25 protein-coding genes are annotated in these 21,701 nt (G+C 44.7%); 12 read left to right on the forward strand and 13 right to left on the reverse strand.

The window, feature by feature from the left end; all coding sequences use genetic code 11:
• Window positions 1–8: 8 nt before the first annotated feature.
• Genes prfA through kdsA form a run of 5 tightly spaced genes read left to right on the forward strand, consistent with a single transcriptional unit; the run spans window position 9 to window position 4,099 of the window.
• Window positions 9–1,097: a peptide chain release factor 1 gene (gene prfA / locus OH461_RS01060; RefSeq protein ID WP_270018806.1), complete on the forward strand. Its 1,089-nt coding sequence runs from the start codon at window positions 9–11 to the stop codon at window positions 1,095–1,097.
• A gap of 3 nt (window positions 1,098–1,100) precedes the next feature.
• Window positions 1,101–1,973: a peptide chain release factor N(5)-glutamine methyltransferase gene (gene prmC, locus OH461_RS01065; protein ID WP_270018807.1), complete on the forward strand. Its 873-nt coding sequence runs from the start codon at window positions 1,101–1,103 to the stop codon at window positions 1,971–1,973.
• A gap of 15 nt (window positions 1,974–1,988) precedes the next feature.
• Window positions 1,989–2,369: a SirB2 family protein gene (locus OH461_RS01070; protein ID WP_260259061.1), complete on the forward strand. Its 381-nt coding sequence runs from the start codon at window positions 1,989–1,991 to the stop codon at window positions 2,367–2,369.
• Window positions 2,370–2,387: 18 nt separating this feature from the next.
• The gene (locus OH461_RS01075) at window positions 2,388–3,197 is read left to right on the forward strand and encodes a SirB1 family protein (protein WP_270018808.1); all 810 of its coding nucleotides are present in this window, start codon (window positions 2,388–2,390) and stop codon (window positions 3,195–3,197) included.
• A gap of 50 nt (window positions 3,198–3,247) precedes the next feature.
• Complete coding sequence (gene kdsA, locus OH461_RS01080) at window positions 3,248–4,099, forward strand: 3-deoxy-8-phosphooctulonate synthase (protein ID WP_270018809.1); 852 nt, start codon at window positions 3,248–3,250, stop codon at window positions 4,097–4,099.
• Between the two features lie 53 nt (window positions 4,100–4,152).
• On the opposite strand, the gene OH461_RS01085 is transcribed toward kdsA, so the two are convergent.
• Genes OH461_RS01085 through OH461_RS01100 form a run of 4 tightly spaced genes read right to left on the reverse strand, consistent with a single transcriptional unit; the run spans window position 4,153 to window position 7,020 of the window.
• Entirely contained in the window at window positions 4,153–4,587 is a 435-nt protein-coding gene (locus OH461_RS01085; RefSeq protein ID WP_270019828.1) for a DUF2069 domain-containing protein, read from the reverse strand.
• 47 nt (window positions 4,588–4,634) lie between these two features.
• Window positions 4,635–5,204: an NAD(P)H:quinone oxidoreductase gene (gene wrbA, locus OH461_RS01090; RefSeq protein ID WP_270018810.1), complete on the reverse strand. Its 570-nt coding sequence runs from the start codon at window positions 5,202–5,204 to the stop codon at window positions 4,635–4,637.
• Window positions 5,201–5,545, reverse strand: a complete 345-nt coding sequence (gene arsC / locus OH461_RS01095) for an arsenate reductase (glutaredoxin) (RefSeq protein ID WP_270018811.1) — start codon at window positions 5,543–5,545, stop codon at window positions 5,201–5,203. Before arsC ends, wrbA begins: the two co-directional genes overlap by 4 nt.
• Before the next feature lie 17 nt (window positions 5,546–5,562).
• Window positions 5,563–7,020, reverse strand: a complete 1,458-nt coding sequence (locus OH461_RS01100) for a beta-barrel assembly-enhancing protease (protein WP_270018812.1) — start codon at window positions 7,018–7,020, stop codon at window positions 5,563–5,565.
• 374 nt (window positions 7,021–7,394) lie between these two features.
• Between OH461_RS01100 and OH461_RS01105 the strand changes: the two genes are divergently transcribed.
• The 3 genes from OH461_RS01105 to OH461_RS01115 all read left to right on the forward strand — a co-directional run bounded on the left by OH461_RS01105 (window position 7,395) and on the right by OH461_RS01115 (window position 10,790).
• Window positions 7,395–7,622, forward strand: a complete 228-nt coding sequence (locus tag OH461_RS01105) for a sulfurtransferase TusA family protein (protein WP_270018813.1) — start codon at window positions 7,395–7,397, stop codon at window positions 7,620–7,622.
• Entirely contained in the window at window positions 7,623–8,693 is a 1,071-nt protein-coding gene (locus tag OH461_RS01110; RefSeq protein ID WP_270018814.1) for an AI-2E family transporter, read from the forward strand.
• Window positions 8,694–8,918: 225 nt separating this feature from the next.
• On the forward strand, window positions 8,919–10,790 hold the full coding sequence (locus OH461_RS01115; protein ID WP_270018815.1) for a methyl-accepting chemotaxis protein: 1,872 nt from the start codon (window positions 8,919–8,921) through the stop codon (window positions 10,788–10,790).
• Between the two features lie 70 nt (window positions 10,791–10,860).
• Here the strand turns inward: OH461_RS01115 and bcp are convergent, their stop codons facing one another.
• Window positions 10,861–11,331, reverse strand: a complete 471-nt coding sequence (gene bcp, locus OH461_RS01120) for a thioredoxin-dependent thiol peroxidase (RefSeq protein WP_270018816.1) — start codon at window positions 11,329–11,331, stop codon at window positions 10,861–10,863.
• 12 nt (window positions 11,332–11,343) lie between these two features.
• On the reverse strand, window positions 11,344–11,886 hold the full coding sequence (locus OH461_RS01125; protein WP_270018817.1) for a glycine cleavage system protein R: 543 nt from the start codon (window positions 11,884–11,886) through the stop codon (window positions 11,344–11,346).
• Window positions 11,887–12,260: 374 nt separating this feature from the next.
• Between OH461_RS01125 and dapA the strand changes: the two genes are divergently transcribed.
• Window positions 12,261–13,139 carry a 4-hydroxy-tetrahydrodipicolinate synthase gene (gene dapA, locus OH461_RS01130; RefSeq protein ID WP_270018818.1) on the forward strand — a complete coding sequence of 293 codons (879 nt, stop codon included), beginning with the start codon at window positions 12,261–12,263 and terminating at the stop codon, window positions 13,137–13,139.
• A gap of 54 nt (window positions 13,140–13,193) precedes the next feature.
• The gene (gene bamC, locus OH461_RS01135; RefSeq protein ID WP_270018819.1) at window positions 13,194–14,216 is read left to right on the forward strand and encodes an outer membrane protein assembly factor BamC; all 1,023 of its coding nucleotides are present in this window, start codon (window positions 13,194–13,196) and stop codon (window positions 14,214–14,216) included.
• 77 nt (window positions 14,217–14,293) lie between these two features.
• Here the strand turns inward: bamC and OH461_RS01140 are convergent, their stop codons facing one another.
• Together OH461_RS01140 and rnt are read right to left on the reverse strand one after the other, a co-directional pair.
• Entirely contained in the window at window positions 14,294–15,619 is a 1,326-nt protein-coding gene (locus tag OH461_RS01140) for a Na+/H+ antiporter family protein (RefSeq protein WP_270018820.1), read from the reverse strand.
• Between the two features lie 29 nt (window positions 15,620–15,648).
• The gene (gene rnt, locus OH461_RS01145) at window positions 15,649–16,299 is read right to left on the reverse strand and encodes a ribonuclease T (RefSeq protein ID WP_270018821.1); all 651 of its coding nucleotides are present in this window, start codon (window positions 16,297–16,299) and stop codon (window positions 15,649–15,651) included.
• 278 nt (window positions 16,300–16,577) lie between these two features.
• On the opposite strand from rnt, the gene motY reads away from it, so the two are divergent.
• The gene (motY, locus tag OH461_RS01150; protein ID WP_270018822.1) at window positions 16,578–17,459 is read left to right on the forward strand and encodes a flagellar protein MotY; all 882 of its coding nucleotides are present in this window, start codon (window positions 16,578–16,580) and stop codon (window positions 17,457–17,459) included.
• A 92-nt stretch (window positions 17,460–17,551) separates the two neighbouring features.
• Here motY and OH461_RS01155 read toward each other — a convergent pair whose 3' ends face one another.
• A complete protein-coding gene (locus OH461_RS01155) occupies window positions 17,552–17,989 on the reverse strand; it encodes a DUF2753 domain-containing protein (RefSeq protein ID WP_270019830.1) in 438 nt (145 codons plus the stop codon).
• 120 nt (window positions 17,990–18,109) lie between these two features.
• On the reverse strand, window positions 18,110–18,526 hold the full coding sequence (gene gloA, locus OH461_RS01160) for a lactoylglutathione lyase (protein WP_270018823.1): 417 nt from the start codon (window positions 18,524–18,526) through the stop codon (window positions 18,110–18,112).
• A 141-nt stretch (window positions 18,527–18,667) separates the two neighbouring features.
• Between gloA and OH461_RS01165 the strand changes: the two genes are divergently transcribed.
• The gene (locus OH461_RS01165) at window positions 18,668–19,573 is read left to right on the forward strand and encodes a siderophore ABC transporter substrate-binding protein (RefSeq protein WP_270018824.1); all 906 of its coding nucleotides are present in this window, start codon (window positions 18,668–18,670) and stop codon (window positions 19,571–19,573) included.
• A 69-nt stretch (window positions 19,574–19,642) separates the two neighbouring features.
• Here the strand turns inward: OH461_RS01165 and nth are convergent, their stop codons facing one another.
• From nth to rsxG, 3 genes are all read right to left on the reverse strand, one after another.
• On the reverse strand, window positions 19,643–20,278 hold the full coding sequence (gene nth, locus OH461_RS01170) for an endonuclease III (RefSeq protein ID WP_260259041.1): 636 nt from the start codon (window positions 20,276–20,278) through the stop codon (window positions 19,643–19,645).
• A gap of 101 nt (window positions 20,279–20,379) precedes the next feature.
• Complete coding sequence (locus tag OH461_RS01175; protein ID WP_270018825.1) at window positions 20,380–21,072, reverse strand: electron transport complex subunit E; 693 nt, start codon at window positions 21,070–21,072, stop codon at window positions 20,380–20,382.
• Window positions 21,065–21,700: an electron transport complex subunit RsxG gene (gene rsxG / locus OH461_RS01180; protein WP_270018826.1), complete on the reverse strand. Its 636-nt coding sequence runs from the start codon at window positions 21,698–21,700 to the stop codon at window positions 21,065–21,067. Before rsxG ends, OH461_RS01175 begins: the two co-directional genes overlap by 8 nt.
• Between the last annotated feature and the right edge of the window lies 1 nt (window position 21,701).

Genomic DNA, 21,701 nt, shown 5'->3' on the forward strand with positions numbered 1-21,701 from the left:
AGAAAAATATGAAAGCCTCTATTCTATCTAAGTTAGAAACACTGGTTGAGCGTTACGAAGAAGTTCAACACCTCCTTGGCGATCCTGATGTGATTGGTAACCAAGACAAATTCCGTGCGCTATCAAAAGAGTATTCTCAACTGGAAGAAGTGACCAAATGCTTCCAAAGCTACCAGCAAGCGCAAGAAGATCTTGCTGCTGCTGAAGAGATGGCGAAAGAAGACGATGCAGAGATGCGTGAAATGGCTCAGGAAGAAATTCAAGAAGCGAAAGCAGCCATCGAACGTTTAAACGATGAACTGCAAATTCTTCTATTGCCAAAAGACCCAAATGACGATCGCAACTGTTTCTTAGAGATTCGTGCGGGTGCTGGTGGTGACGAAGCGGGTATCTTTGCGGGTAACTTGTTCCGTATGTATTCAAAGTATGCGGAGAAGAAAGGCTGGCGCATCGAAGTAATGAGCTGCAATGAATCAGAGCAGGGTGGTTACAAAGAGATGATCGCTAAAGTGAACGGCGATGGCGCATACGGCATTTTGAAGTTTGAGTCAGGTGGTCACCGTGTACAGCGTGTACCAGAAACTGAATCTCAAGGTCGTGTACACACGTCAGCTTGTACTGTAGCGGTAATGCCTGAAATTCCAGAAGCGGATCTACCAGAAATCAAAGCAGGCGATCTGAAAATTGATACTTTCCGTGCATCAGGCGCGGGTGGTCAGCACGTAAACACCACTGACTCTGCAATTCGTATTACCCACCTTCCAACAGGTACAGTAGTAGAGTGTCAGGATGAGCGTTCACAGCACAAGAACAAAGCGAAAGCGATGTCTGTGCTAGCGGCTCGTATTGTTCAAGCGGAAGAAGCTCGCCGTGCTGCAGAAGTTTCTGATACTCGTCGTAACCTACTAGGTTCTGGTGACCGTAGTGACCGTATCCGTACATACAACTACCCACAAGGCCGTGTGTCGGATCACCGTATCAACCTAACTATCTACCGTTTGAACGAAGTGATGGAAGGGGACTTAGACAGCTTGGTGGATCCTGTGATTCAAGAGCACCAAGCGGATCAGTTGGCAGCACTTGCTGAGAACAACTAATCAATGACTGAAGAAATTAGTGTTGAACAAACACTTAAGCTTGCGGTAACACAGCTTCAAGAGAGCGGCAGCGATTCGCCGTCTCTTGATGCCGCAGTGTTACTCTGCCATTCCTTATCTAAGCCACGTTCTTTTCTTCTAACTTGGCCGGATAAGCTGCTATCAACTGAGCAGCAATTGCAATTCCAAACCCTTCTTAGTCGCCGTATTCAAGGCGAACCTGTTGCTTATATCGTTGGTGAACGAGAGTTTTGGTCTCTACCGTTAAAAGTGTCGCCAACTACGCTGATCCCTCGTCCTGATACTGAAAGATTGGTTGAACTCGCGTTAGACAAAGCCATGATGAGTGACGGTGCGATTCTCGATCTCGGTACAGGAACAGGAGCCATCGCTTTAGCGCTAGCATCGGAGTTACCTCAACGTGAAGTGGTCGGGATTGACTTGATGCCCGATGCTCAGCAACTCGCGACTCATAATGCGCAAACGCTTGGTATCACAAATAGCACTTTTTTAGCGGGCAGTTGGTTTGAGCCTTTGCAAGCTGGTACGCAGTTTGCTGTTATCGTATCGAATCCACCCTATATTGAAGAAAACGACCCGCATTTGCAGCAGGGTGATGTGCGTTTTGAGCCACTAAGTGCATTGGTTGCAAAAGACCAAGGTTTAGCGGACATTCGACACATTACTCAATCAGCCAGAGAATATTTGAGCAATGATGGCTGGTTGCTGTTTGAGCATGGTTATGACCAAGGTGAAGCTGTACGCCAAATCTTTCACGAGCATGGTTACGTTGATGTCGAAACTCATCGAGATTACGGCAACAATGATCGTGTTACCTTGGGGCGTTATGTGGCAAAGCAACATCCGAATAAATAATAAGAGACAGTGTCCATGTACGAAGGTTTAAAGCATTTTCACTTACTGACGATCGCCATTAGCGCGACGTTATTGTCAGTACGTTTTGCACTATTAATGGCAAATTCGCCATTACGTGAGAAGAAATTCCTAAAGATATTCCCGCATATTAACGACACCGCGTTATTGCTATCCGGCATTGGTCTAATCATGCTTACTGGTTACGTACCTTTTACCGATGCTGCGCCTTGGTTAACAAATAAAATTACCTGTATTTTGGCTTACATTGCACTGGGTTTCTTCTCGCTTAAGCTTGCGAAAAACACCTTACTGCGCGTATTTGGTTTCTTCGGTGCGCTAGGCTGGCTATTGATGGCGAGCAATATCGCATTAACGAAATCACCAACGTTGTTTTAAATGAGTAGGGCGGTAGTCATGCAAACGTTGTTTGATGAAGATTTTGATGCTTTAGAGCTTGCCGAAGGTGCTCTAGTGCTGAATCAAGCTGTGAACCCAGAAACGCAAGTCGCTTGGGCAAAAAATGAATTAAGTCGTCTGCTGCAAGAAGCGGAGCTAACGCTTGTTCATGAGACTTATGCTGAGCAAAGATTCGATGCGTTTTTACGTTTGTTCTATCATGAATGGGGCTTTCAAGGCGATAAAGACGCTTATTTTGATTCAGCAAATGCTTTTATTGATAAAGTATTGGAGCGTCGTAAAGGCATCCCAGTGAGTTTAGGTGCGCTGATTCTATTTATTGGCCGACAACTAGGTTTCCCTATTGAAGGGGTCGCTTTCCCAACTCAGTTTTTGCTTAAAGTAGAGTGGCCAGGACAACAACCAAACTATGTGAACCCATTTAATGGCGAGTATGTGTCACAACATACATTGCGAGCGTGGTTAGTTGGGCATAAAGGCCCGTTTGCTAAACTAAAACCAAAACATTTACACACGGTTGATCATCCAACTGTGATTGGCCGTTGGCTAGCGCTGATAAAAAGTGCTTTATTGAGAGAAGAGCGCTACGCATTAGCATTGCGCTGTACGGATCTGGCTTTAACTTTTGTGCCGGATGACCCGTATGAGATTCGCGATCGTGGCTTTATCTATCAGCAGCTAGACTGTCATCAAGTTGCACTGAGTGATTATCAATATTTTATTGATCAGTGCCCAGATGACCCAGCAGCAGAATTATTGAAGAACCAAGTTAACGCCATGAGTCAAACTCAGGTAACCTTACACTAAGCCTAGCCTCTTGGATGCTCGGCATAATACGTTGAAATAGAGAGAAAAAGATGGAACAAAAAATCGTTCACGTTGGTGATATTCCAGTAGCTAACGATAAACCGTTTACCTTATTTGCAGGTATGAACGTTCTAGAATCTCGTGATCTTGCAATGCAGATCTGTGAGCACTACGTGAAGGTCACTGAAAAGTTAGGCATTCCATACGTGTTCAAAGCATCGTTTGATAAAGCAAACCGCAGTTCAGTTCACTCTTACCGTGGTCCTGGCTTAGAAGAAGGTATGAAAATCTTCCAAGAGCTAAAAGATACCTTCGGCGTAAAAATCATCACTGACGTACACACTGAAGCGCAAGCTCAGCCAGTATCAGAAGTGGTAGACGTAATTCAGCTACCAGCTTTCCTTGCTCGTCAAACAGACCTTGTTGAAGCTATGGCAAAAACCGGTGCGGTAATCAACGTTAAGAAACCTCAGTTCATGAGCCCTGGTCAAGTTGGTAACATCGTTGAGAAGTTTGCTGAGTGTGGCAACGAAAACGTTATTCTATGTGAGCGTGGCGCGTGTCATGGTTACGATAACCTAGTGGTGGATATGTTAGGTTTTGGTGTAATGAAAAAAGCGTCAAACGGCAGCCCAATCATCTTTGACGTGACTCACTCACTGCAAATGCGTGACCCATCTGGCGCAGCATCGGGCGGTCGTCGTGAGCAAACCGTTGAGCTTGCTAAAGCCGGTCTTGCAACGGGTATCGCTGGTCTATTCATTGAAGCGCACCCGAACCCAGAGCAAGCACGTTGCGATGGCCCATCAGCGCTACCGCTAGACAAACTAGAACCATTCCTAGCGCAAATGAAAGCACTTGATGATCTAATCAAAGGCTTTGAGCATATCGATATTAAATAATCGATAATGTCTAAAATGAAAAAGCTGCCAAATGGCAGCTTTTTTAATGGGTATTATTTGTCAAATTGATTGCGTTCTTGCTTTTCCACTTCGCTAAGGCGCTTTAGCTTTAGCCCTAACTCTTTTCCTCGTGCTCTGGCATAAAGTGTATTGCCAAAGAACGCCATGCTAGTAAGCACTAACTCCACGCTGGCAAGCCAACGTTCGCCATCATCGATATAGAGAATGGTGAATCCGTGCAAAAAATAGAGCATCAATATGAAGTTTGCCCATGCATGCGTATAGGGGCGGCCAGCAAGGATTCCCGGTAAAGGAAGGAGCAAAGGTATCGCCCAAGCAATCGCGAGTGTTGCGTTATTGATATGGGGATGAGGGGAAAGCTCAAATTGCCAAATAGCGACCCACATAAGCAGTGCTAGGTTGCCACATAGCGCTAGTAGTCGATAGAGCCGTGTGGTGGGCTGCATCGATTTCAACGCTTTATCCATGTTTTCCACGGGGTGAACTTCGACTTCCTTGTTCGACATAATGACTCCTAAGTTAACGAGGTGGCGATAGTGGCTAATCTTTTTCCTAATTGTTGAGCAAGCTCGATTTCTTCATCCGTTAAAGGTTGGTTTCGTCCATGACTCACACTGCTTGCACCATAGGGAGAGCCCCCCGATTGGGTATTGTGTAAAGCTGGCTCAGAGTAGGGAATGCCAAGTACCATCATGCCATGATGAAGCAGTGGTAGCATCATGGTTTGTAGTGTGGTTTCTTGCCCGCCATGGAGGCTGGATGAAGAGGTAAATACGCACGCTGGTTTGTCGATTAAATCGCCCGATAACCACAGCGTGGTTGATTGATCCCAAAAGTGCTTAAGAGGCGCTGCCATATTGCCAAACCACACCGGGCTGCCCATTGCCAATCCATGACACTGTTTTAGCTCATCGAGAGTAATAATGGGGTCACTGGCAGGCGGTTGTTGCGGTTCTATTTCCGCAACGGTTCGTAATAGAGCCTCACAGTGAGGGATAGATTCTATCCCTCGTGCGATTTGTCGAGCGATGGCTTTAGTGCTGCCATGTCGACTGTAATACAAGACAACAATTTGTCTCATCATAGAATGTCTAATACTTGCTCTGGTGGACGACCATGTTTCGCTTGACCATTTGCCACAACGATTGGACGCTCAATCAGTTTTGGATTTTGTGCCATCGCATTGAATAGTGCCTCGTCGTCGGCATCTTTTAGCGCCAGCTCTTTGTATATGTCTTCTTTGGTACGCATCATGTCACGAACGTTGTCGAGGCCAAGTTGGTTAAATAGCTGCTTTAACTGTTCCACTGAAGGTACATCGTCAAGATACTTTACGATTTCTGGCTGGATGCCTTTCTCTTCTAATAATGCCAATGTTTGACGACTCTTTGAGCAACGTGGGTTGTGGTAAATCACGACTGACATAGGTTTCTCCATTTGATTTATTGTAATGACATGAAACGGTCTCGCATCACCATTAATTGGTCGATGCGCGCGTCATATCTGGCTTGCTTTAGGCTTCCTAATTCGGCCAGTTGGCTGGCCTGTGTGTAATATTGTATCGCTTTGCCCCAATTGGCTTTTAACGCCAGAATTTCTGCACGAGCGGCTAAGTCTTCATCACTTTGCCCTAAATGGGTATGAGCTTCAGACAATAAATGCCAGCCTGTTGTGTCGCTGGGGTTGTCATGAGTGTAGCGCTGTAATTGTCGGATTGCTTGCTCATATTTGTCTTGTTTAATCAGCACATTGGCGTAGTTAATCATCAATACTGGGTTCGATGGGGTCGACTTTAACGCCTTAGTGAGCATGGCTTCTGCTTTGTCTGGTTGATCTAGCCCTAAGTAGACATCTGACATGGCATCTAAGTAGAACAGATTATTCGGATCTTGCTTGAGAATAGGCAGCAAGATGTCTTGCGCTTTGCTGAACTCGCGATTGTCTAAATGCACCAGTGCGCGGCCGTATTCGAAAGCGGGTTTAAGATTCGGAGAGACCTTCTTTTCTGTACGAGAGAACCAGTCTTGCGCCGCTTCTGGCTTGATACCGGTATAACGCGCGACGATTCTAGAGCGAGCAAGATGGTAGTCTAGTGCTGGCTGAATTCGCAGTGGTGGATAGCTTTCGGCGCGTGCGCGTGCATCAGTAAGACGATCTTGAGGTAATGGGTGAGTAAGCAGCATCGGTGGAGGCTTACTCGCGTAGCGATACTCATCTGCGAGTCGATCAAAAAACCTTGGCATAGCTTGAACGTCAAACCCTGCCTTCGCCAGAGTCGAAATACCAAATCTATCGGCTTCACGTTCATTGCTGCGAGTGTAGTTAATGGAGCCTTGCATTGCACCTGCGCTGGTGGCGGTGAGTGCGGCAATGCCCGCTTCTGGGGCGGCAATCGCTAACAGTAATGACCCTGCTAATGCTGCGATAGTTGCAGGAGTACGGCGAGCTTGGTCTTCCATACTACGGGCAAGGTGGCGTTGAGTAACGTGGGCAATTTCGTGCGCCATAACAGATGCCAATTCACTTTCCGATTGCGCGTGCAAAAATAATCCAGAGTGCAAGGCAACATACCCACCAAAGAAGGCAAATGCGTTGATGTTGCGATCGCGAATCATGAAGAAGGTGAATGGCGTTTTTACATCATTGGCGTTAGCGACTAACTGGTGACCGAGGCGATCAATATACTGGTTAATGACAGGGTCATTAACGATAGGCGCGCGGCTGCGCAACATACGCATATAAGCATCACCATATTGTAGCTCTTGGTCAATGGTGAGCGTGCCACTTGCTGCTGTGCCAATTTCAGGCAGAGCAAGGCTGTTGGACAATGCGGGCGCTGTTGGTAAGCATAGTGCGGTAGCAGTACATAAAGCTAAAATTGAACGCGTTCGTTTAAACATACTAAGCCGGCTTAACTCCGTTTGTTATTCTATTGGCTTGCCTCAAAAATAGGCATGCGTTAGTTGAGTTTCTCTAACTATGTAGACACTTTATTGCTGTGATGGTTTCAAAGCAAATAAACTTAAGGATTATGGTTAGTTTTTGACGAGCTTTCATTCGAAATAACAGACGGTTAAGTAGAATGCTATCTATCTACTGTTTGCATTTTGCTCTCCCTTATTCATTCAGCATTCAACGAAAGCATAATCTCGTTGAGCTACTCAGTTGCAATCAAATCGTCCTGATTTTATCGGCAATGGTAGAAATCTGCCCGGCCAAGGTGTTTTAAGTATACAATGTTGGCTTTCGACCAATATTAGAGGATGGCAAGGAGTTGGCCAGTCTAGACTTAAGGGATCAAGTTTGCCCGATGTCATTGCTGCTAATGAAACGTCACGTTGTTTTGTTAGAAGTTGGACAAACCACGGAAATCTGGGTTACTGACCCGAGCTCCAAATCTGATATTGTGCGCTTTTTAGAAAAGAACGCTTACACGCTCAGTTGCACCAAACAGGGAAGTGATTTCTGTTTGCTCGTGACCAAAGAAAAGGAACCATGTTAGATGTTAGAAATGGTCAATCGTTGGTATAAAAGACGATTCTCTGATCCACACGCTGTTAGTTTAGTTGCCATACTATTTTTCGGTTTTATCACTATCTACTTTTTTGGCAATTTAATCGCACCATTACTGGTGGCGATTGTTTTGGCTTATCTGCTGGAATGGCCGGTCTCTCAGTTAAGTAAATTGGGAATGCCTAGAACCGCTGCGGTTATTTTAGTGATTGTCTCTTTCTCGAGTGTGATGTTGTTGGCGGTGTTTGGCTTAGTGCCGACGATTTGGCAGCAAGTCGGTAATTTGATTAATGACATTCCAAACATGTACAACGGGTTACAGCGGTTTATTGCAGAGCTTCCAGAAAAGTACCCAGAGTTGGCCAATTTCCAGATTGTTGAATCTTTGGTGACTAATGCGAAAAATCAAGTGATTACCGTGGGTGAGACTGTAGTGAAGGGCTCTCTAGCGTCACTGGTGAGCCTAGCGACATTGGCGGTTTACCTAATTTTGGTTCCTCTTTTGGTGTTCTTCTTATTGAAAGATAAGCAAGAGATGATCTCGATGGCCAGTGGCATGTTGCCACGCAATCGTAAGCTCGCGACCAAAGTTTGGGATGAAATGAACCAGCAAATTTCCAATTACATTCGCGGTAAAGTGATGGAGATTTTGATTGTTGGTGGCGTAAGTTACGTGACCTTTGCCATCTTAGATTTACGCTACTCTGTATTGCTCGCGGTGGCCGTTGGCCTATCGGTGTTGATTCCATACATTGGTGCGGCAGCAGTCACTTTACCCGTCGCTATTGTCGGTTTGTTCCAATGGGGGCTTGCGCCAGAGTTTTACTATTTGCTGGTGGCTTACGGAATTATTCAAGCATTGGACGGTAATGTTCTTGTGCCAGTGCTGTTCTCTGAAGCGGTGAACTTACACCCAGTGGCGATCATTGTCGCAGTTTTGGTATTTGGCGGATTGTGGGGATTTTGGGGCGTGTTCTTTGCGATTCCGCTAGCCACATTGGTCAAAGCCGTTTGGAATGCCCTTCCAAGTCAAGAAGATGGTGAAACAACAGTTCAATAACCACTCATAAAAATAGGTTGGTTTTGTTCAGCCCAGATGCATTCGCATCTGGGCTTTTTGTTATTTATAAATTATAGGATTATAAATAAAGTTACTGTTGACGATAAATTTGTTACAAAGAAGCCTAAAGTCGACGAAAAAAACGTCGATAACAGAAGAGTCGTTAGACTTATAAAAATAACAATAAGCACAACGTTAGGTCGTTATTTCATCTAGAGGGAAGTTATGAAATTTAGCCAAAAGATAGTTGCAGCCTCTTCTGCGCTGCTGCTGGTCACAGTGGTGTTGCTATCCGTTCAGCAACTTATGCTAGTAAAGCAAGAAGTAGAAAAATTAGTAGATACCAGTCTTACCGAGATCGAACAAGGGGTTAGCGGAGCAGTAAGCGCTGAGATGAATAGCAAGCGAGATCTTGCTAAATCAACCACCGAAATTATTCAGCTTTCACCTTTTGACGGTTCTTATGTTGCTGATATTCTCGAGACTCCAACTGTTAAGCAAGGGTTTCTAGCCGTAGGTTTTGGCTATGAATCTGATGGTTCCGTTATTGAAAACGATGATGGTTGGGAAGCTGATTCAAGCTACGATCCTCGCAAACGTCCTTGGTATATTGATGCCAAAGCTAAAGGTCGCGTTGTTGTTACTGACCCGTATGTGGACGTATCAACTAAGAAGGTGATCATCTCGATTGGTACGCCAGTGAAAGACAATGGTACTTTTGTTGCTGGTATGTTCTATGACCTTGAGCTTACCGGTCTTGCGTATTTGGTTAATCAGACTAATCTTCTTGACGCCGGTTACCTATTTATTGTGACTCAAGACGGTACTACCATTGCCCACCCAGACTCCAACAACAATGGTGAGAAGCTTTCTTCTTATCTGCCGGAGATTGAAATCAAAGAAGGTAAGCAGCGTTTTGAAAAAGACGGTACGCCTTACCTTGTGCGCTTTACCGAAGTCGGCTCTGAAGGCTGGTATGTGGGTTCGATTGTTGATGAGTCCATCGCTTTTGAAACCATTTCAGAAATGCGTAGCAGTTCAATCATCTATATTATTATCGCTCTCGTATTGAGCGTGATTGGTCTTTCATTTTTGATTAAGTTTTTGATGAAACCATTGGGTGAGCTAAACGCTGCGATTCAAGATGTGGCATCAGGTCAAGGAGATTTAACCAAGCGATTAGATACCAATACCGATGCTGAGTTTGCTGAGCTGGCACGCGGATTCAATACCTTTACTGAAAACTTGCAGCAGCAGATTATTCAGTCGAAAGCGATTGGCGCAGAAATCTTAAGCGGAACCGAAATGGCGGTAAGCAGCGCACAACAATCTTCAACGGCAGTACATAGTCAGCTTGAAGAATTAGAGCAGCTGGCCACGGCTATGAATGAAATGTCGGTTACAGCAACCGAAGTTGCGAATAATGCCCAAGGTGCAGCTGAAGCGGTTAAAGAAGCCGATCAAGCGACGATTGAAGGCTCTGATGTGGTGAGCGATACAACAGATGCCATTAACCAGCTTTCAATGCGTGTAGATCAGGCGGTTGAAGAGGTTGTTGGGCTTGAGTCTGCTACCTCGAATATCGAAACTATCTTGAAAGTTATCAACGATATTGCTGACCAAACTAACTTGCTGGCACTTAATGCCGCTATCGAAGCCGCGCGAGCAGGGGACTCTGGTCGAGGCTTTGCTGTTGTTGCTGATGAAGTGCGTACTTTGGCGCAGAGAACTCAGGAATCAACCACTGAGATCCGCAACATGATTGAGCAATTGCAAGTGGGTGCGAGTTCTGTATCGAATGCAATGAACGAAAGTAAATCAACAGCGGATATTGCAGTCGAGAGAGCGCAACAAGCGGATGCATCTCTGCAAGTGATTCGAACGATCATTCAACGCATCACCGATATGAACCTGCAAATAGCCTCTGCGGCAGAAGAGCAAAGCTTGGTTTCTGAAGAAATCAACAGCAATACAGTTCGTATTAAAGATCTCTCTACTCAAGTGTCAGAGTCGGCTAATAAATCGAACGTAGCAATGCAACAACAAACAGAGAATGTGCGTAAGCAAGACGAGTTATTGAATAAGTTTATTGTTTAACGCTAGCTCAAAATAGAACGCCAGAAACAAAAACGCCAGCGAAAGCTGGCGTTTTTATATCAGCGATAAACTATTTGTTTTCGTTTAGGTAGTTCAGTACCACTTCATGATGATCTTTGGTTTTGAACTTGTTGAATACATGTTCAATCATACCTTGTTCGTTGATCAAGAAGCTGATGCGGTGAAGGCCATCATATACCTTACCCATGAACTTCTTCTCGCCCCACACTCCAAATTGCTCAGCAACTGCGTGGTCTTCATCAGACAGTAACGTGAAGTTGAGGTTATCTCGCTCGATAAACTTACCTAGGCGTTTTACAGGGTCAATGCTGACACCTAAAACCACAACGTTGTGAGCGTCTAATTCTGCTTTGGTATCACGCAGACCTTGCGCTTGAACAGTACAACCCGGTGTCATCGCTTTTGGGTAGAAGTAGAAAAGCACTTTCTTACCAGCAAAATCAGACAGTGACACTGTGTTGCCATCTTGGTCGAGCAGTGAAAAGGCGGGAGCGGGAGCGCCTGCAGTGAGCGTATTCATGGAGATTCCTTTTTATTGGCTGTTTTTTATGAAGTTCAATGACCCTTTTACGCTGAGCTCGGCGCAGAGTTCATTGAACTCTTCTTGAATTTGCATCAAGTTACACTCTGAATCAACCAAGGCAGTTAATGCCAGATGAAACTGGTCCGAATCGGCATGAAGTTTGTCTTTCTCATGAGTTTGAGCACTTAAGGAAGAGAGACCGATTTGCTTGTTGGCAAAGAACTTAGTGAACTTTTCCGTCAGTCCCGGTTTATCATCAGACTCGATAAATACTTCTAGAGTGTATGAGTTATTAGGATGATCATGTTTCGAGGTACGCTTCATCATGGTAATTAGGTCATGCTCTTGACCGAGAAGCGGCAGTGTCGTTTCTACGCGAGTGATGGCGGCGTTGTTACCAGAAAGCAACATGATTAAGGTGAATTCATTGCCAAAAAGGGCAATGCGACTATCAACAATATTGCAGCCAGAACGAGTTACTAAATGTACCACTTGATTGCATACGCCTGGGCGGTCGGTTCCTACAGCGGTAATCACCAGATGCTGAGTCATAATATCACTTCGATTTCCTTACATTAGACAAATAGCTTAGCACAGTTGCTGGTGAGAAAAACGCCGCACAGGAGCATTTTTGAGTGATAGCTGAGTAATTGTACATTTCGCTCGATAAGCTTGACTGGCCTTTGACACAAGAGAAAGTAAAAGGCGTAATTTGCTCGCCTTCATTGAATACTTGACCAGTATCGAGAACCATTTCGATTCATAGCAACCTATTGTGCAATATGATGTAGGTCTGAATTCTGTATCTTGATGTCAGTTAGGTATAAATATTCATACTAATAGGCGATTTAAGCGCGTTTAATCGCTTGTGTTTTTGAATCGCATTAAAGTACCATGCAGAAAGAACCAAAATAAGGGAGATAGACATGTTTTCAGGAAGTATCGTAGCGCTAATTACACCATTCAATCTCGACGGAGAAGTGGATTACGTAAGCCTGAAGAAGCTGGTCGACCATCATGTCGAAGCTGGTACGGACGCTATCGTATCTGTTGGGACGACGGGTGAGTCTGCGACGTTAACTGTCGAAGAGCATGTCAAAGTAGTAGCAAAAACAGTTGAGTTTGCTGAAGGGCGTATTCCTGTAATTGCTGGTACTGGCGCAAACGCGACCCATGAAGCAGTGACATTTAGTCGATTACTTAACAATTCAGGCATCGCAGGTTGCTTGAGTGTGACTCCGTATTACAATAAGCCAACTCAAGAAGGCTTGTTCCAACACTTTACCGCTATCGCAGAAGAAAGCGATGTGCCGCAAATTCTATACAATGTACCAGGACGTACAGGTGTTGACCTACTACCAGAGACAGTAGCGCGTTTAGCTAAACACGAAAACATTGTTGCTCTTAAAGATGCGACGGGTGATTTAGATAGAATTGCAATTCACCGTGAACTTTGTGGCAAAGATTTTATCTTATTAAGTGGGGATGATTCGACAGGCTTGGATTTTGTTCGTCTTGGCGGACAAGGTGTGATTTCTGTAACCAACAATATCGCAGCAAAAGACATGGCAGACATGTTCCGTTTGGCTGCGCAAGGTAAGTTTGACGAAGCTGAAATCATTAACCAGCGCTTGATGGCGCTACATAAGAATTTATTTGTCGAATCAAGCCCGATCCCAGTTAAGTGGGCAGCACATAAAATGGGTCTTATCAGTAATGGTAACTTACGATTGCCGTTGACTGAATTGTCGGATAAAGCAAGACCGATTGTTGCTCAAGCCATGACTGAGGCTTGTATTTACTAATTTATAATGGATTGCTGAGGCTGCGGCCTCAGCATTTGTTTATCAGGAGTTTCAATGAAATTGTCATCCCAGCTAGTTGTTAGTTCGCTAGCTGTTTTTGTTTTAAGTGCATGTTCCGGAAACGCAAGTCAACGTCGTCAGGCGAAGGACGATTTTGAGTATCTCAATACTCCTACGTTTAGTGAATGGCAGTCTATTGAAGGTGCTGAACCTCAATTTTACACCAACTACCAAGTGCCTCAAGGTGACTTCCAAGGTGGTATTGGCCCTCAAGTTGATATTCGACCACCGCAACAGATTCTTGAATTGATTCCTGGTGCACGAATTGATCGTAAAGGTGGGGATGTCACTCTTTGGTTACTCCGAGCAACAGAAGCTGACAAAGTATGGTCACTGGCGCAAACCATGCTGAATGAGCGTGGTATCGGTATTCAAAACCAAACTGAAAACAGCGTTGAAACTGGATGGGTTACTTGGGTTTCAGAAGATGAAGATCTACCGCTAAGCGCGCGTTACCAAATCTCTCGCGTAGCATCGAATGGTCGTCATGGTATTCATCTAGCATTGATCGATTGGCGTGAAGGTTCAGAAACTAAGCCCGTTACGCTGACCAATAAAGAGCGTTACAGCGCGCTAATGAGTAACTTAGTGACAGCTCGCTATGATTTGGATGTTCGCTTGGAAGCTGAGCGCAAAGCGCGTGAATTAGTGAAGAACATTCCAATCACTATGGGTACTGACCGTTCTGGCCTACCAGTTATTATTGCTCGTGCTCCTTACGATGTCTTGTGGCAGCGCCTACCTGATATCTTGCCAGCGATGGGCTTCCAGATTGAAGAACGCAACCGTTCGCAAGGTACTATCAAAGCGAAATATGCGACTCAGGATGATGAGTTCTGGCAAGAGATTGGTGTAAAACCAGTCGAGCTTAGATCGATTACCTATACCTTCCTATTTGGTGATCTTGGCAACCGTACATCAATCAACGTAACGGATGCGAAAGGCAAACCAGTAGAAAGTGAACTGCTAAAAGATATGGTGCCAGTTTTGGCAGCAATGGCAGAGAAACATCAATAATATTTCTCGCGCATTTACGTAGATACAAAAAAGCTGACTCAAATGAGTCAGCTTTTTTTATGCTTGTTGGCGGGGGATTACAGAACCATTGCTGCTAACCAACCAAAGGCAATCAGTGGTAGGTTGTAGTGAATAAAGGTCGGTACAACCGTTTCCCAAATGTGCTCATGCTGCCCATCAGCATTTAGACCGGATGTCGGGCCTAATGTTGAGTCAGAAGCTGGCGAACCAGCATCACCTAGCGCCGCAGCAGTACCTACAAGGGCGATGGTTGCCATAGGAGAGAAACCAAATGCTGCTGCTAGCGGTACATAGATAGTTGCGATGATTGGAATGGTTGAGAACGAAGAACCAATCCCCATCGTCACTAATAGGCCTACGACAAGCATCAGTAGTGCCGCAAGTGGCTTATTGTCACCAATACTGGTCGATAACGCTTCAACCAAAGATTCAACGCCACCAGTTTGCTTCATTACCGCCGCAAAACCTGCTGCAGAAATCATAATGAAACCAATCATCGCCATCATGTGCACGCCTTTGGTGAACACATCGTGGGTTTCTTTCCATGCGATGACGCCACCGAAGGTAAACACCATAAAGCCAGCAAGAGCACCAATAATCATTGAGCCAGTGGTAAGCTGCACAGCAAGTGCGGCAACAATACCTGCCGCAGCAATAACGATGTTTTTCTTATTGATGCTTTGGGTTTGTTGTTCAGCAGAAGTATGTGCAGTTTCTGCGTACTCTCGAGGTTTACGGTAAGTAAATAGCACTGCTGTAAGCAGGCCAAACAACATGCCGGCTGCTGGCAGTAACATTGCCGTTGGCACTTGGCTAGCCACAACGTTATCTAGGCCATTGTCATGCAGGTTCTTAAGCAGAATGTTATTGAGGAAGATACCGCCAAAACCCACTGGTAACACCATGTATGGTGTGATTAAGCCGAAGGTCAGCACACAAGCAACCATACGACGGTCGAGTTTGAGTTTGGCAAATACGCCCAGCAAAGGTGGAATAAGAATAGGAATAAAGGCGATATGAACGGGAATGACGTTCTGAGACGACATTGTCACTAACACTAAGGCAACCAGTACCGCGTATTTTAAGCCCGTTGAGGCTGCGCCACTTTCTTTACCGTGTAGACGTTTAATTACACTATTGGCCAATAGGTCGGTAATACCAGATTTAGAAATCGCCACAGCGAAAGTACCAAGCATTGCGTAGCTCAGTGCGATTGTCGCACCGCCACCAAGGCCGCTTTCAAATGCTGAGACCGCATCGTTTAAACTCATACCAGATACGAGACCACCGACAATTGCACTGAATGTCAGGGCGACCACAACATTCACGCGCATCAGTGCTAGTACTAGCATGATACAGACAGAAATTACAACAGGGTTCATAATTAACTCATTGATTGTGTTTACAATTATTATTCTTCGACATCATCTGTAATTGGCCAGCCACCAAGAGCTTTCCATTTATTGACGATGCCACAGAAGAGCTCTGCGGTTTTTTGTGTATCGTATAGCGCAGAATGGGCTTCTTTATTGTCAAATTCCATCCCGGCAGTTTTGCATGCTTTAGCCAGAACGGTTTGGCCGTAGGCAAGGCCACTTAACGCGGCAGTATCAAAAGTTGCAAAGGGGTGGAACGGGACTCGTTTTAACTTGCTACGTTCACTCGCTTCCATGACGAAGCTGTGGTCGAAAGTGGCATTATGAGCAACGATGATCGCACGACTACAGTCGGCGGCTTTTTGCTCTTTGCGTACAAGTTTATAGATTTCTTTGAGCGCTTCAGACTCAGTAACCGCGCCACGGAGTGGGCTAAATGGGTCATGAATGCCAGTGAACTCAAGCGCTTCTTTCTCTAAATTTGCGCCCTCAAAGGGTTCAACATGAAAGTGAATCGTCGACGCTGGATGAAGATCGCCATGTTCATCCATTTGTAAGGTGATAGCACAAATTTCAAGTAGTGCGTCAGTTTTAGCGTTAAATCCCGCGGTTTCGACATCGATAACCACTGGGAAATAGCCGCGAAAGCGTTTTTTAAGCGTCAATGCTTCGTTTTCTACAGTCATGTTTAGTTAATTTTGTGTGATTTGAAAGGCATTATTGCAGATTCTATCTGCAATACCAATCGCCAATAGCAGGAGATATTGCCTTGCAATTGCGTTGCTCTCATCATCAAGCGGTGAGCGCTTAGACGTTGTTTTCGTTTGCTGTTGATAAAAGCGACAACAAAATGAGTATTCGCTAGTATCGTTAAAAGTTGGCGGGCTTTTTGCTTTATAGTTAGCATCAACAATCAGCGGCAAGTTAGTGCCGTGTGTGACATATTTAAGAGTAAAGTGAAAACATGAAGAAGCGGTTAGCCACAAGCGTAGCACTCTCAATGATTTCTATTGCAGCACCAAGTGTTGCGATGGATAAACACTACGTGGCGACACCTCAACAGTCTCAGTGGCAAATGGTAGTCAATACACCACTAGAATGCCGTTTAGTACATCCTATCCCCAATTATGGCGATGCGGTGTTCTCTTCTCATGCCAGTAAAAAACTCAATTTAGATTTCGAATTGAAAATGAAACGCCCAATGGGTGAAACTCGTGACGTTTCATTGGTTTCTATGCCTCCTGCTTGGCGCCCGGGAGAGGGCGCAGATCGCATGACAAGCATTCGTTTCTTTAAACAGTTTGATGGTTATGTTGGTGGTCAAACTGCGTGGAGTTTACTGAGCGAGCTTGAGAAGGGCCGTTATCCAACATTCAGTTATCAGGAATGGCAAAGTCGAGATCAACGAGTAGAAGTCGCGCTTTCCTCGGTTCTATTTCAACCTAAGTACAACGTGTTCAGTGATTGTATTGCCAACTTGTTGCCATATAGCTTTGAAGATATTTCTTTCACCATTCTTCATTATGATCGCTCAAGCGTTCAGTTAAACAAGGCATCGCAGAAACGTTTAGCACAAATTGCTGAGTATATTCGTCACAACCAAGACATTGATTTGGTGCTCGTGTCGACTTATACCGATTCAGAAGACAGTAAAAGTGCTAGTCAGCAATTGTCGGAGCAACGTGCGGAAGTACTGAGAAATTACTTTGAGTCGATTGGTTTGCCAGAAGATCGCATTCAGGTACAAGGTTACGGTAAGCGCCGCCCAGTGGCAGATAATGCCTCACCAATTGGCAAAGACAAAAACCGTCGCGTTGTGATTTCGTTAGGTCGAACTAACGTATAATGTGGTCAGATAATTGTAGAAAAGTAAAAACCAGCCGTTTGGCTGGTTTTTTTGTATTGGCGTGACTAAATCACCAATAAGGGGAAACTCTATTAGTTTAGACGGAATTTCGCGATCAGGTTGCAATTTGTCGCGGTGTCGATGTCTTGCACCATGCGCGCAATTTTCGGATTTGGGTGGCGTTTCATGAACTCAATCAGCGCTTTTTTACAGCAGCCCATTGAATCAACGAATGCGTCACAATCACTGTTCGGACATTGGGGTACCAGTGTCAGCACCTTTTCCGAAGCCAGTTTTAAATATTTTAACTCATACTTTATATCACCCATGGTTCGCCAAAATGACGCCATGTTGTGACAAGAGATGACTGAAATCATCAGACGGTCTTCTACGTCAATCGATTCAGAATCACCGATATCTTCGCTTAGAGTCAGAGCTTGTTGATAGTGAAGAATACTACGCAAATGATCTTTTTCTTTTAGAGCGATATCAGCCAGTAAAGTATGTTTCTCCCAGTCAGCGATACCCATTTCTTCAATCTCCATCTTCCAGATTCGATAAAGATTAAATGATAATGATTATCATGTAAAGTGTTAATAATTCACTGTGAAAGTTACAGCGAATTATTAACACTAATTTTACTTAGGCAATTAGCCTTCTAGGCCAGCTGACGCTTGCGTATTTTGGATAAGTTCAATCATGTATCCGTCAGGATCTTTAACGAATGCGATATGAGTAGAACCACCTTTTACCGGGCCTGCTTCGCGGGTGACATTACCGCCTGCCGCTTTGATCGCATCACAGGTTGCGTAAATGTCATCAACACCGATTGCGATATGACCAAACGCATTGCCAAGGTCGTACTCGCTTGTGCCCCAGTTGTATGTCAGTTCAATCACTGAACCTTGAGACTCATCACCGTAACCTAAGAAGGCCAGTGTGTATTTGTACTCTTCGTTATCGTGCTGACGTAGCAATGTCATGCCCATAACGTCAGTGTAAAATTGGATAGATTTATCTAAGTTACCCACGCGAAGCATGGTATGTAGAATGCGGCCATTTGCCATGGAAGTGCTCCAAAATTAAACAAAATTACGTTTTATCTTAGCACGGATTTATCTAAGGAAATGAGCCTTTTGCTTGATTGCTCAATAAGGTATGGGTATATTTGCTTACCTTTGATAATGACTCTCATTAAGGTTTAAGGAATGAACAAGTACCTCGCTCTTTTTCTCTCTGTGTTGTTTTCTTCAGCAGCTCTGGCAGAGACTGTAACCATAGAGCATCAGAAAGGAACAACTGAAATCGAAATGCAGCCCAAACGAGTTGTGGCGATTGGTTTTGGTGTTTTAGATGCGCTGGATAAATTTGGTATTGATCCTGTTGCGGTAGCGAATGCCTCACACTTACCTTCTTATCTGGCGAAATATAACCAAAAGGATTACCTATCAGCAGGTAGCCATTTTGAACCTGATTTTGAAAATATTTTTACGGCGAAGCCCGACCTGATCATCATTGGACCTCGAGCTTCATCGAAATATGAAGAGCTAGCTGAAATTGCTCCTACGATTGTCTTCTCTGCGAACTTAAAATCTGACTACTGGACAAGCACGCAACAGCAATGGCGTAATTTAGGAAAGATTTTTGCCATTGAAGACAAAGTTGAGCAGAAAATTAAACAGCTTGACGATCAAATCACGGCGATTCGTAATCACAACCAAGATAATAAGATTGATGCACTAACTGTGTTGAGCTTGGGTGAAAATATTACAACCTTTGGCGCTCATTCTCGTTTTTCAGCTATCTACCAAGATTTCGGTTTCTTAGAAACTGTGACGAAGGAAGACGCAGGTAACCACGGTGATTTAGTCTCTTATGAGTTTATTCATCAGGTCAACCCAAGCATCATTTTGGCGATTGACCGCAATAAGCTCGATGCGAACTCAAACTACGATCTGACTCAAGCGTTTGATAACGACCTGATTAAACAAACGAAAGCCTACAAGAACCAGCGCATTGCTTTCTTAGATGTGGATTCTTGGTATGTATCGATTGCAGGCGTTCACTCTACTGAGCAAATGATTAAAGATGTTCAAAGCGTCACTCAGCTTTAATTGAGGTTTAATAAAGTGCAATGAAAAAGGCAGCCAGTGGCTGCCTTTGTTTGTTCTTGAAGTTTGATTTTAAACTTCAGTCTTTTCTTTGAACTCACACAAGTCTTCAATGATACAGCTGCCGCAACGAGGTTTCCGCGCGACACAGGTGTAACGACCATGAAGAATCAGCCAATGGTGGACATCAAGCTTGAACTCTTTAGGTACTACTTTAAGCAGCTTTTCTTCCACTTGGTCGACATTTTTGCCCATGGCGAATTTGGTACGATTTGATACTCGATAGATATGTGTATCAACCGCGATTGTTGGCCAACCAAATGCGGTATTGAGCACAACGTTAGCGGTTTTACGACCGACTCCCGGAAGGGCTTCTAATGCTTCGCGGTTTTCAGGTACTTCACCATTGTGCTGTTCAAGTAGGATTCGGCAGGTTTTGATTACATTTTCAGCTTTCGAGTTAAATAGCCCAATAGTTTTGATGTAGTCTTTTACGCCATCAACACCTAAGTCGAGTAGCCCTTGTGGGGTATTGGCGACAGGGTAGAGCTTATCAGTCGCTTTGTTGACGCTGACATCCGTTGCTTGCGCAGAGAGTAAGACTGCGATCAACAGTTCAAAAGGGGTGCTCCAATTTAGTTCTGTCTGCGGGTTCGGGTTGTTTTCCCTCAGCCGCTCAAGAATCTCAATACGTTTGGTTTTGTTCATTTTGTTGGCTGCTGCTTCTAGTGTTAGAGCCAGTAAGAACGTTGCCTCTTCGGGCTTATTGTTTATTCAAACCGGCTTTTGATGTTATCTCAGTGAGATGGCTAAGAGTTGGTAACGCGCACTCGCTCTATTGCCTGCTTTTCTTGTTTTGGCTGGCGGTCAGCCAGTTTTTTATCGATGACATTTTTCAGTGCGATCATTAAACCGACGCCAATGAAAGCGCCCGGAGGCAGTAACGCGAGTAGGAAACTGTTATCGATCTGGAATACCTCAATGCGTAATACTTTGGCCCATTCGCCTAGAAGTAAATCGGCACCATCAAATAGAGTGCCGTTACCAATCAGTTCGCGCATTGCTCCGAGTACAACCAGTGCTGCTGTCATTCCCATACCCATCCAAAAGCCGTCTTGTGCTGATGGTAATAGAGCATTTTTTGAGGCAAACGCTTCGGCGCGGCCGATGATGATGCAGTTGGTAACGATAAGAGGAATAAAGATACCAAGAGACAGGTATAAGCCGTAGGCGTAGGCGTTCATTAATAATTGAACGCACGTTACCAGTGAGGCGATGATCATAACGAAAACTGGAATACGTACTTCTTTCGGAACGTAATCTTTAACTAAAGAAACCGTGACGTTAGAACCGACCAATACCAATAGCGTTGCGACACCAAGACCAAGGGCGTTGGTGACACTAGAGGAGACCGCAAGCAATGGACAAAGTCCAAGCAGTTGAACTAGGGCTGGGTTGTTATCCCAAAGGCCATCTTTGATCAGTTTTTTATGTTTAACCATGGTTGCCTCCACAGTTTAGGGGCTGCTGTAACAGCTGTTCTCGATTCTGGTTGACGTAATCTACCGTATTTCTCACCGCTTTAACGACTGCACGCGGCGTGATCGTTGCGCCAGTAAACTGGTCGAATTGTCCGCCATCTTTGCGTACTAGCCATGAATCGCGATTTTCATCGGTGACCTTTTTACCAGTAAAGCCTAAAATCCATTCATCAACACGTAAGTCGATTTTATCACCGAGTCCGGGAGTTTCTTGGTGAGACAAAACTCGAGTACCAGTGACTGTTCCATCATGTTGAATACCAACAATGATTTTAATCGCGCCGTTGTAGCCATCAGGTGCGATAGCTTCAATGGCAATAGCACTTGGTTGACCGTTTAACGTCGCAATATAAGCGGGCATGGGACTTTCAGTGCCCAGTGCAGGATCTTGTACCAACGTACACGACTTATACATTTCATTATCGTGCAGTTTATGTGGGATCACTTGGTTTAGAACAGACAGCAATTGTGCTTGTTCTTGCTGGTGGATTTGATCTTTCGTTAAGTATTGCGTTAACGCGACTAAGCCTGTTGAAGCACAAGCGAATAGAGCAAGTGTCGCACCGTTTTTTCGTATTGCGTTTAACATG

The organism is Vibrio sp. LaRot3, assembly GCF_027587025.1.
In the GTDB taxonomy this organism is placed as follows: domain Bacteria; phylum Pseudomonadota; class Gammaproteobacteria; order Enterobacterales; family Vibrionaceae; genus Vibrio.

Excerpts from the sequence above, each read along its gene's own strand:
- OH461_RS01100 (WP_270018812.1), bottom strand. The coding sequence starts at position 7,020 with ATGTTTAAACGAACGCGTTCAATTTTAGCTTTATGTACTGCTACCGCA.
- OH461_RS01110 (WP_270018814.1), top strand. The coding sequence starts at position 7,623 with ATGTTAGAAATGGTCAATCGTTGGTATAAAAGACGATTCTCTGATCCA.
- bcp (WP_270018816.1), bottom strand. The coding sequence starts at position 11,331 with ATGAATACGCTCACTGCAGGCGCTCCCGCTCCCGCCTTTTCACTGCTC.
- wrbA (WP_270018810.1), bottom strand. The coding sequence starts at position 5,204 with ATGATGAGACAAATTGTTGTCTTGTATTACAGTCGACATGGCAGCACT.
- OH461_RS01070 (WP_260259061.1), top strand. The coding sequence starts at position 1,989 with ATGTACGAAGGTTTAAAGCATTTTCACTTACTGACGATCGCCATTAGC.
- OH461_RS01155 (WP_270019830.1), bottom strand. The coding sequence starts at position 17,989 with ATGGGTATCGCTGACTGGGAGAAACATACTTTACTGGCTGATATCGCT.
- motY (WP_270018822.1), top strand. The coding sequence starts at position 16,578 with ATGAAGAAGCGGTTAGCCACAAGCGTAGCACTCTCAATGATTTCTATT.
- prfA (WP_270018806.1), top strand. The coding sequence starts at position 9 with ATGAAAGCCTCTATTCTATCTAAGTTAGAAACACTGGTTGAGCGTTAC.
- OH461_RS01115 (WP_270018815.1), top strand. The coding sequence starts at position 8,919 with ATGAAATTTAGCCAAAAGATAGTTGCAGCCTCTTCTGCGCTGCTGCTG.
- gloA (WP_270018823.1), bottom strand. The coding sequence starts at position 18,526 with ATGGCAAATGGCCGCATTCTACATACCATGCTTCGCGTGGGTAACTTA.
- OH461_RS01125 (WP_270018817.1), bottom strand. The coding sequence starts at position 11,886 with ATGACTCAGCATCTGGTGATTACCGCTGTAGGAACCGACCGCCCAGGC.
- bamC (WP_270018819.1), top strand. The coding sequence starts at position 13,194 with ATGAAATTGTCATCCCAGCTAGTTGTTAGTTCGCTAGCTGTTTTTGTT.
- arsC (WP_270018811.1), bottom strand. The coding sequence starts at position 5,545 with ATGTCAGTCGTGATTTACCACAACCCACGTTGCTCAAAGAGTCGTCAA.
- dapA (WP_270018818.1), top strand. The coding sequence starts at position 12,261 with ATGTTTTCAGGAAGTATCGTAGCGCTAATTACACCATTCAATCTCGAC.
- OH461_RS01075 (WP_270018808.1), top strand. The coding sequence starts at position 2,388 with ATGCAAACGTTGTTTGATGAAGATTTTGATGCTTTAGAGCTTGCCGAA.
- OH461_RS01175 (WP_270018825.1), bottom strand. The coding sequence starts at position 21,072 with ATGGTTAAACATAAAAAACTGATCAAAGATGGCCTTTGGGATAACAAC.
- rsxG (WP_270018826.1), bottom strand. The coding sequence starts at position 21,700 with ATGTTAAACGCAATACGAAAAAACGGTGCGACACTTGCTCTATTCGCT.
- OH461_RS01140 (WP_270018820.1), bottom strand. The coding sequence starts at position 15,619 with ATGAACCCTGTTGTAATTTCTGTCTGTATCATGCTAGTACTAGCACTG.
- nth (WP_260259041.1), bottom strand. The coding sequence starts at position 20,278 with ATGAACAAAACCAAACGTATTGAGATTCTTGAGCGGCTGAGGGAAAAC.
- rnt (WP_270018821.1), bottom strand. The coding sequence starts at position 16,299 with ATGACTGTAGAAAACGAAGCATTGACGCTTAAAAAACGCTTTCGCGGC.
- OH461_RS01165 (WP_270018824.1), top strand. The coding sequence starts at position 18,668 with ATGAACAAGTACCTCGCTCTTTTTCTCTCTGTGTTGTTTTCTTCAGCA.
- OH461_RS01085 (WP_270019828.1), bottom strand. The coding sequence starts at position 4,587 with ATGGATAAAGCGTTGAAATCGATGCAGCCCACCACACGGCTCTATCGA.
- kdsA (WP_270018809.1), top strand. The coding sequence starts at position 3,248 with ATGGAACAAAAAATCGTTCACGTTGGTGATATTCCAGTAGCTAACGAT.
- prmC (WP_270018807.1), top strand. The coding sequence starts at position 1,101 with ATGACTGAAGAAATTAGTGTTGAACAAACACTTAAGCTTGCGGTAACA.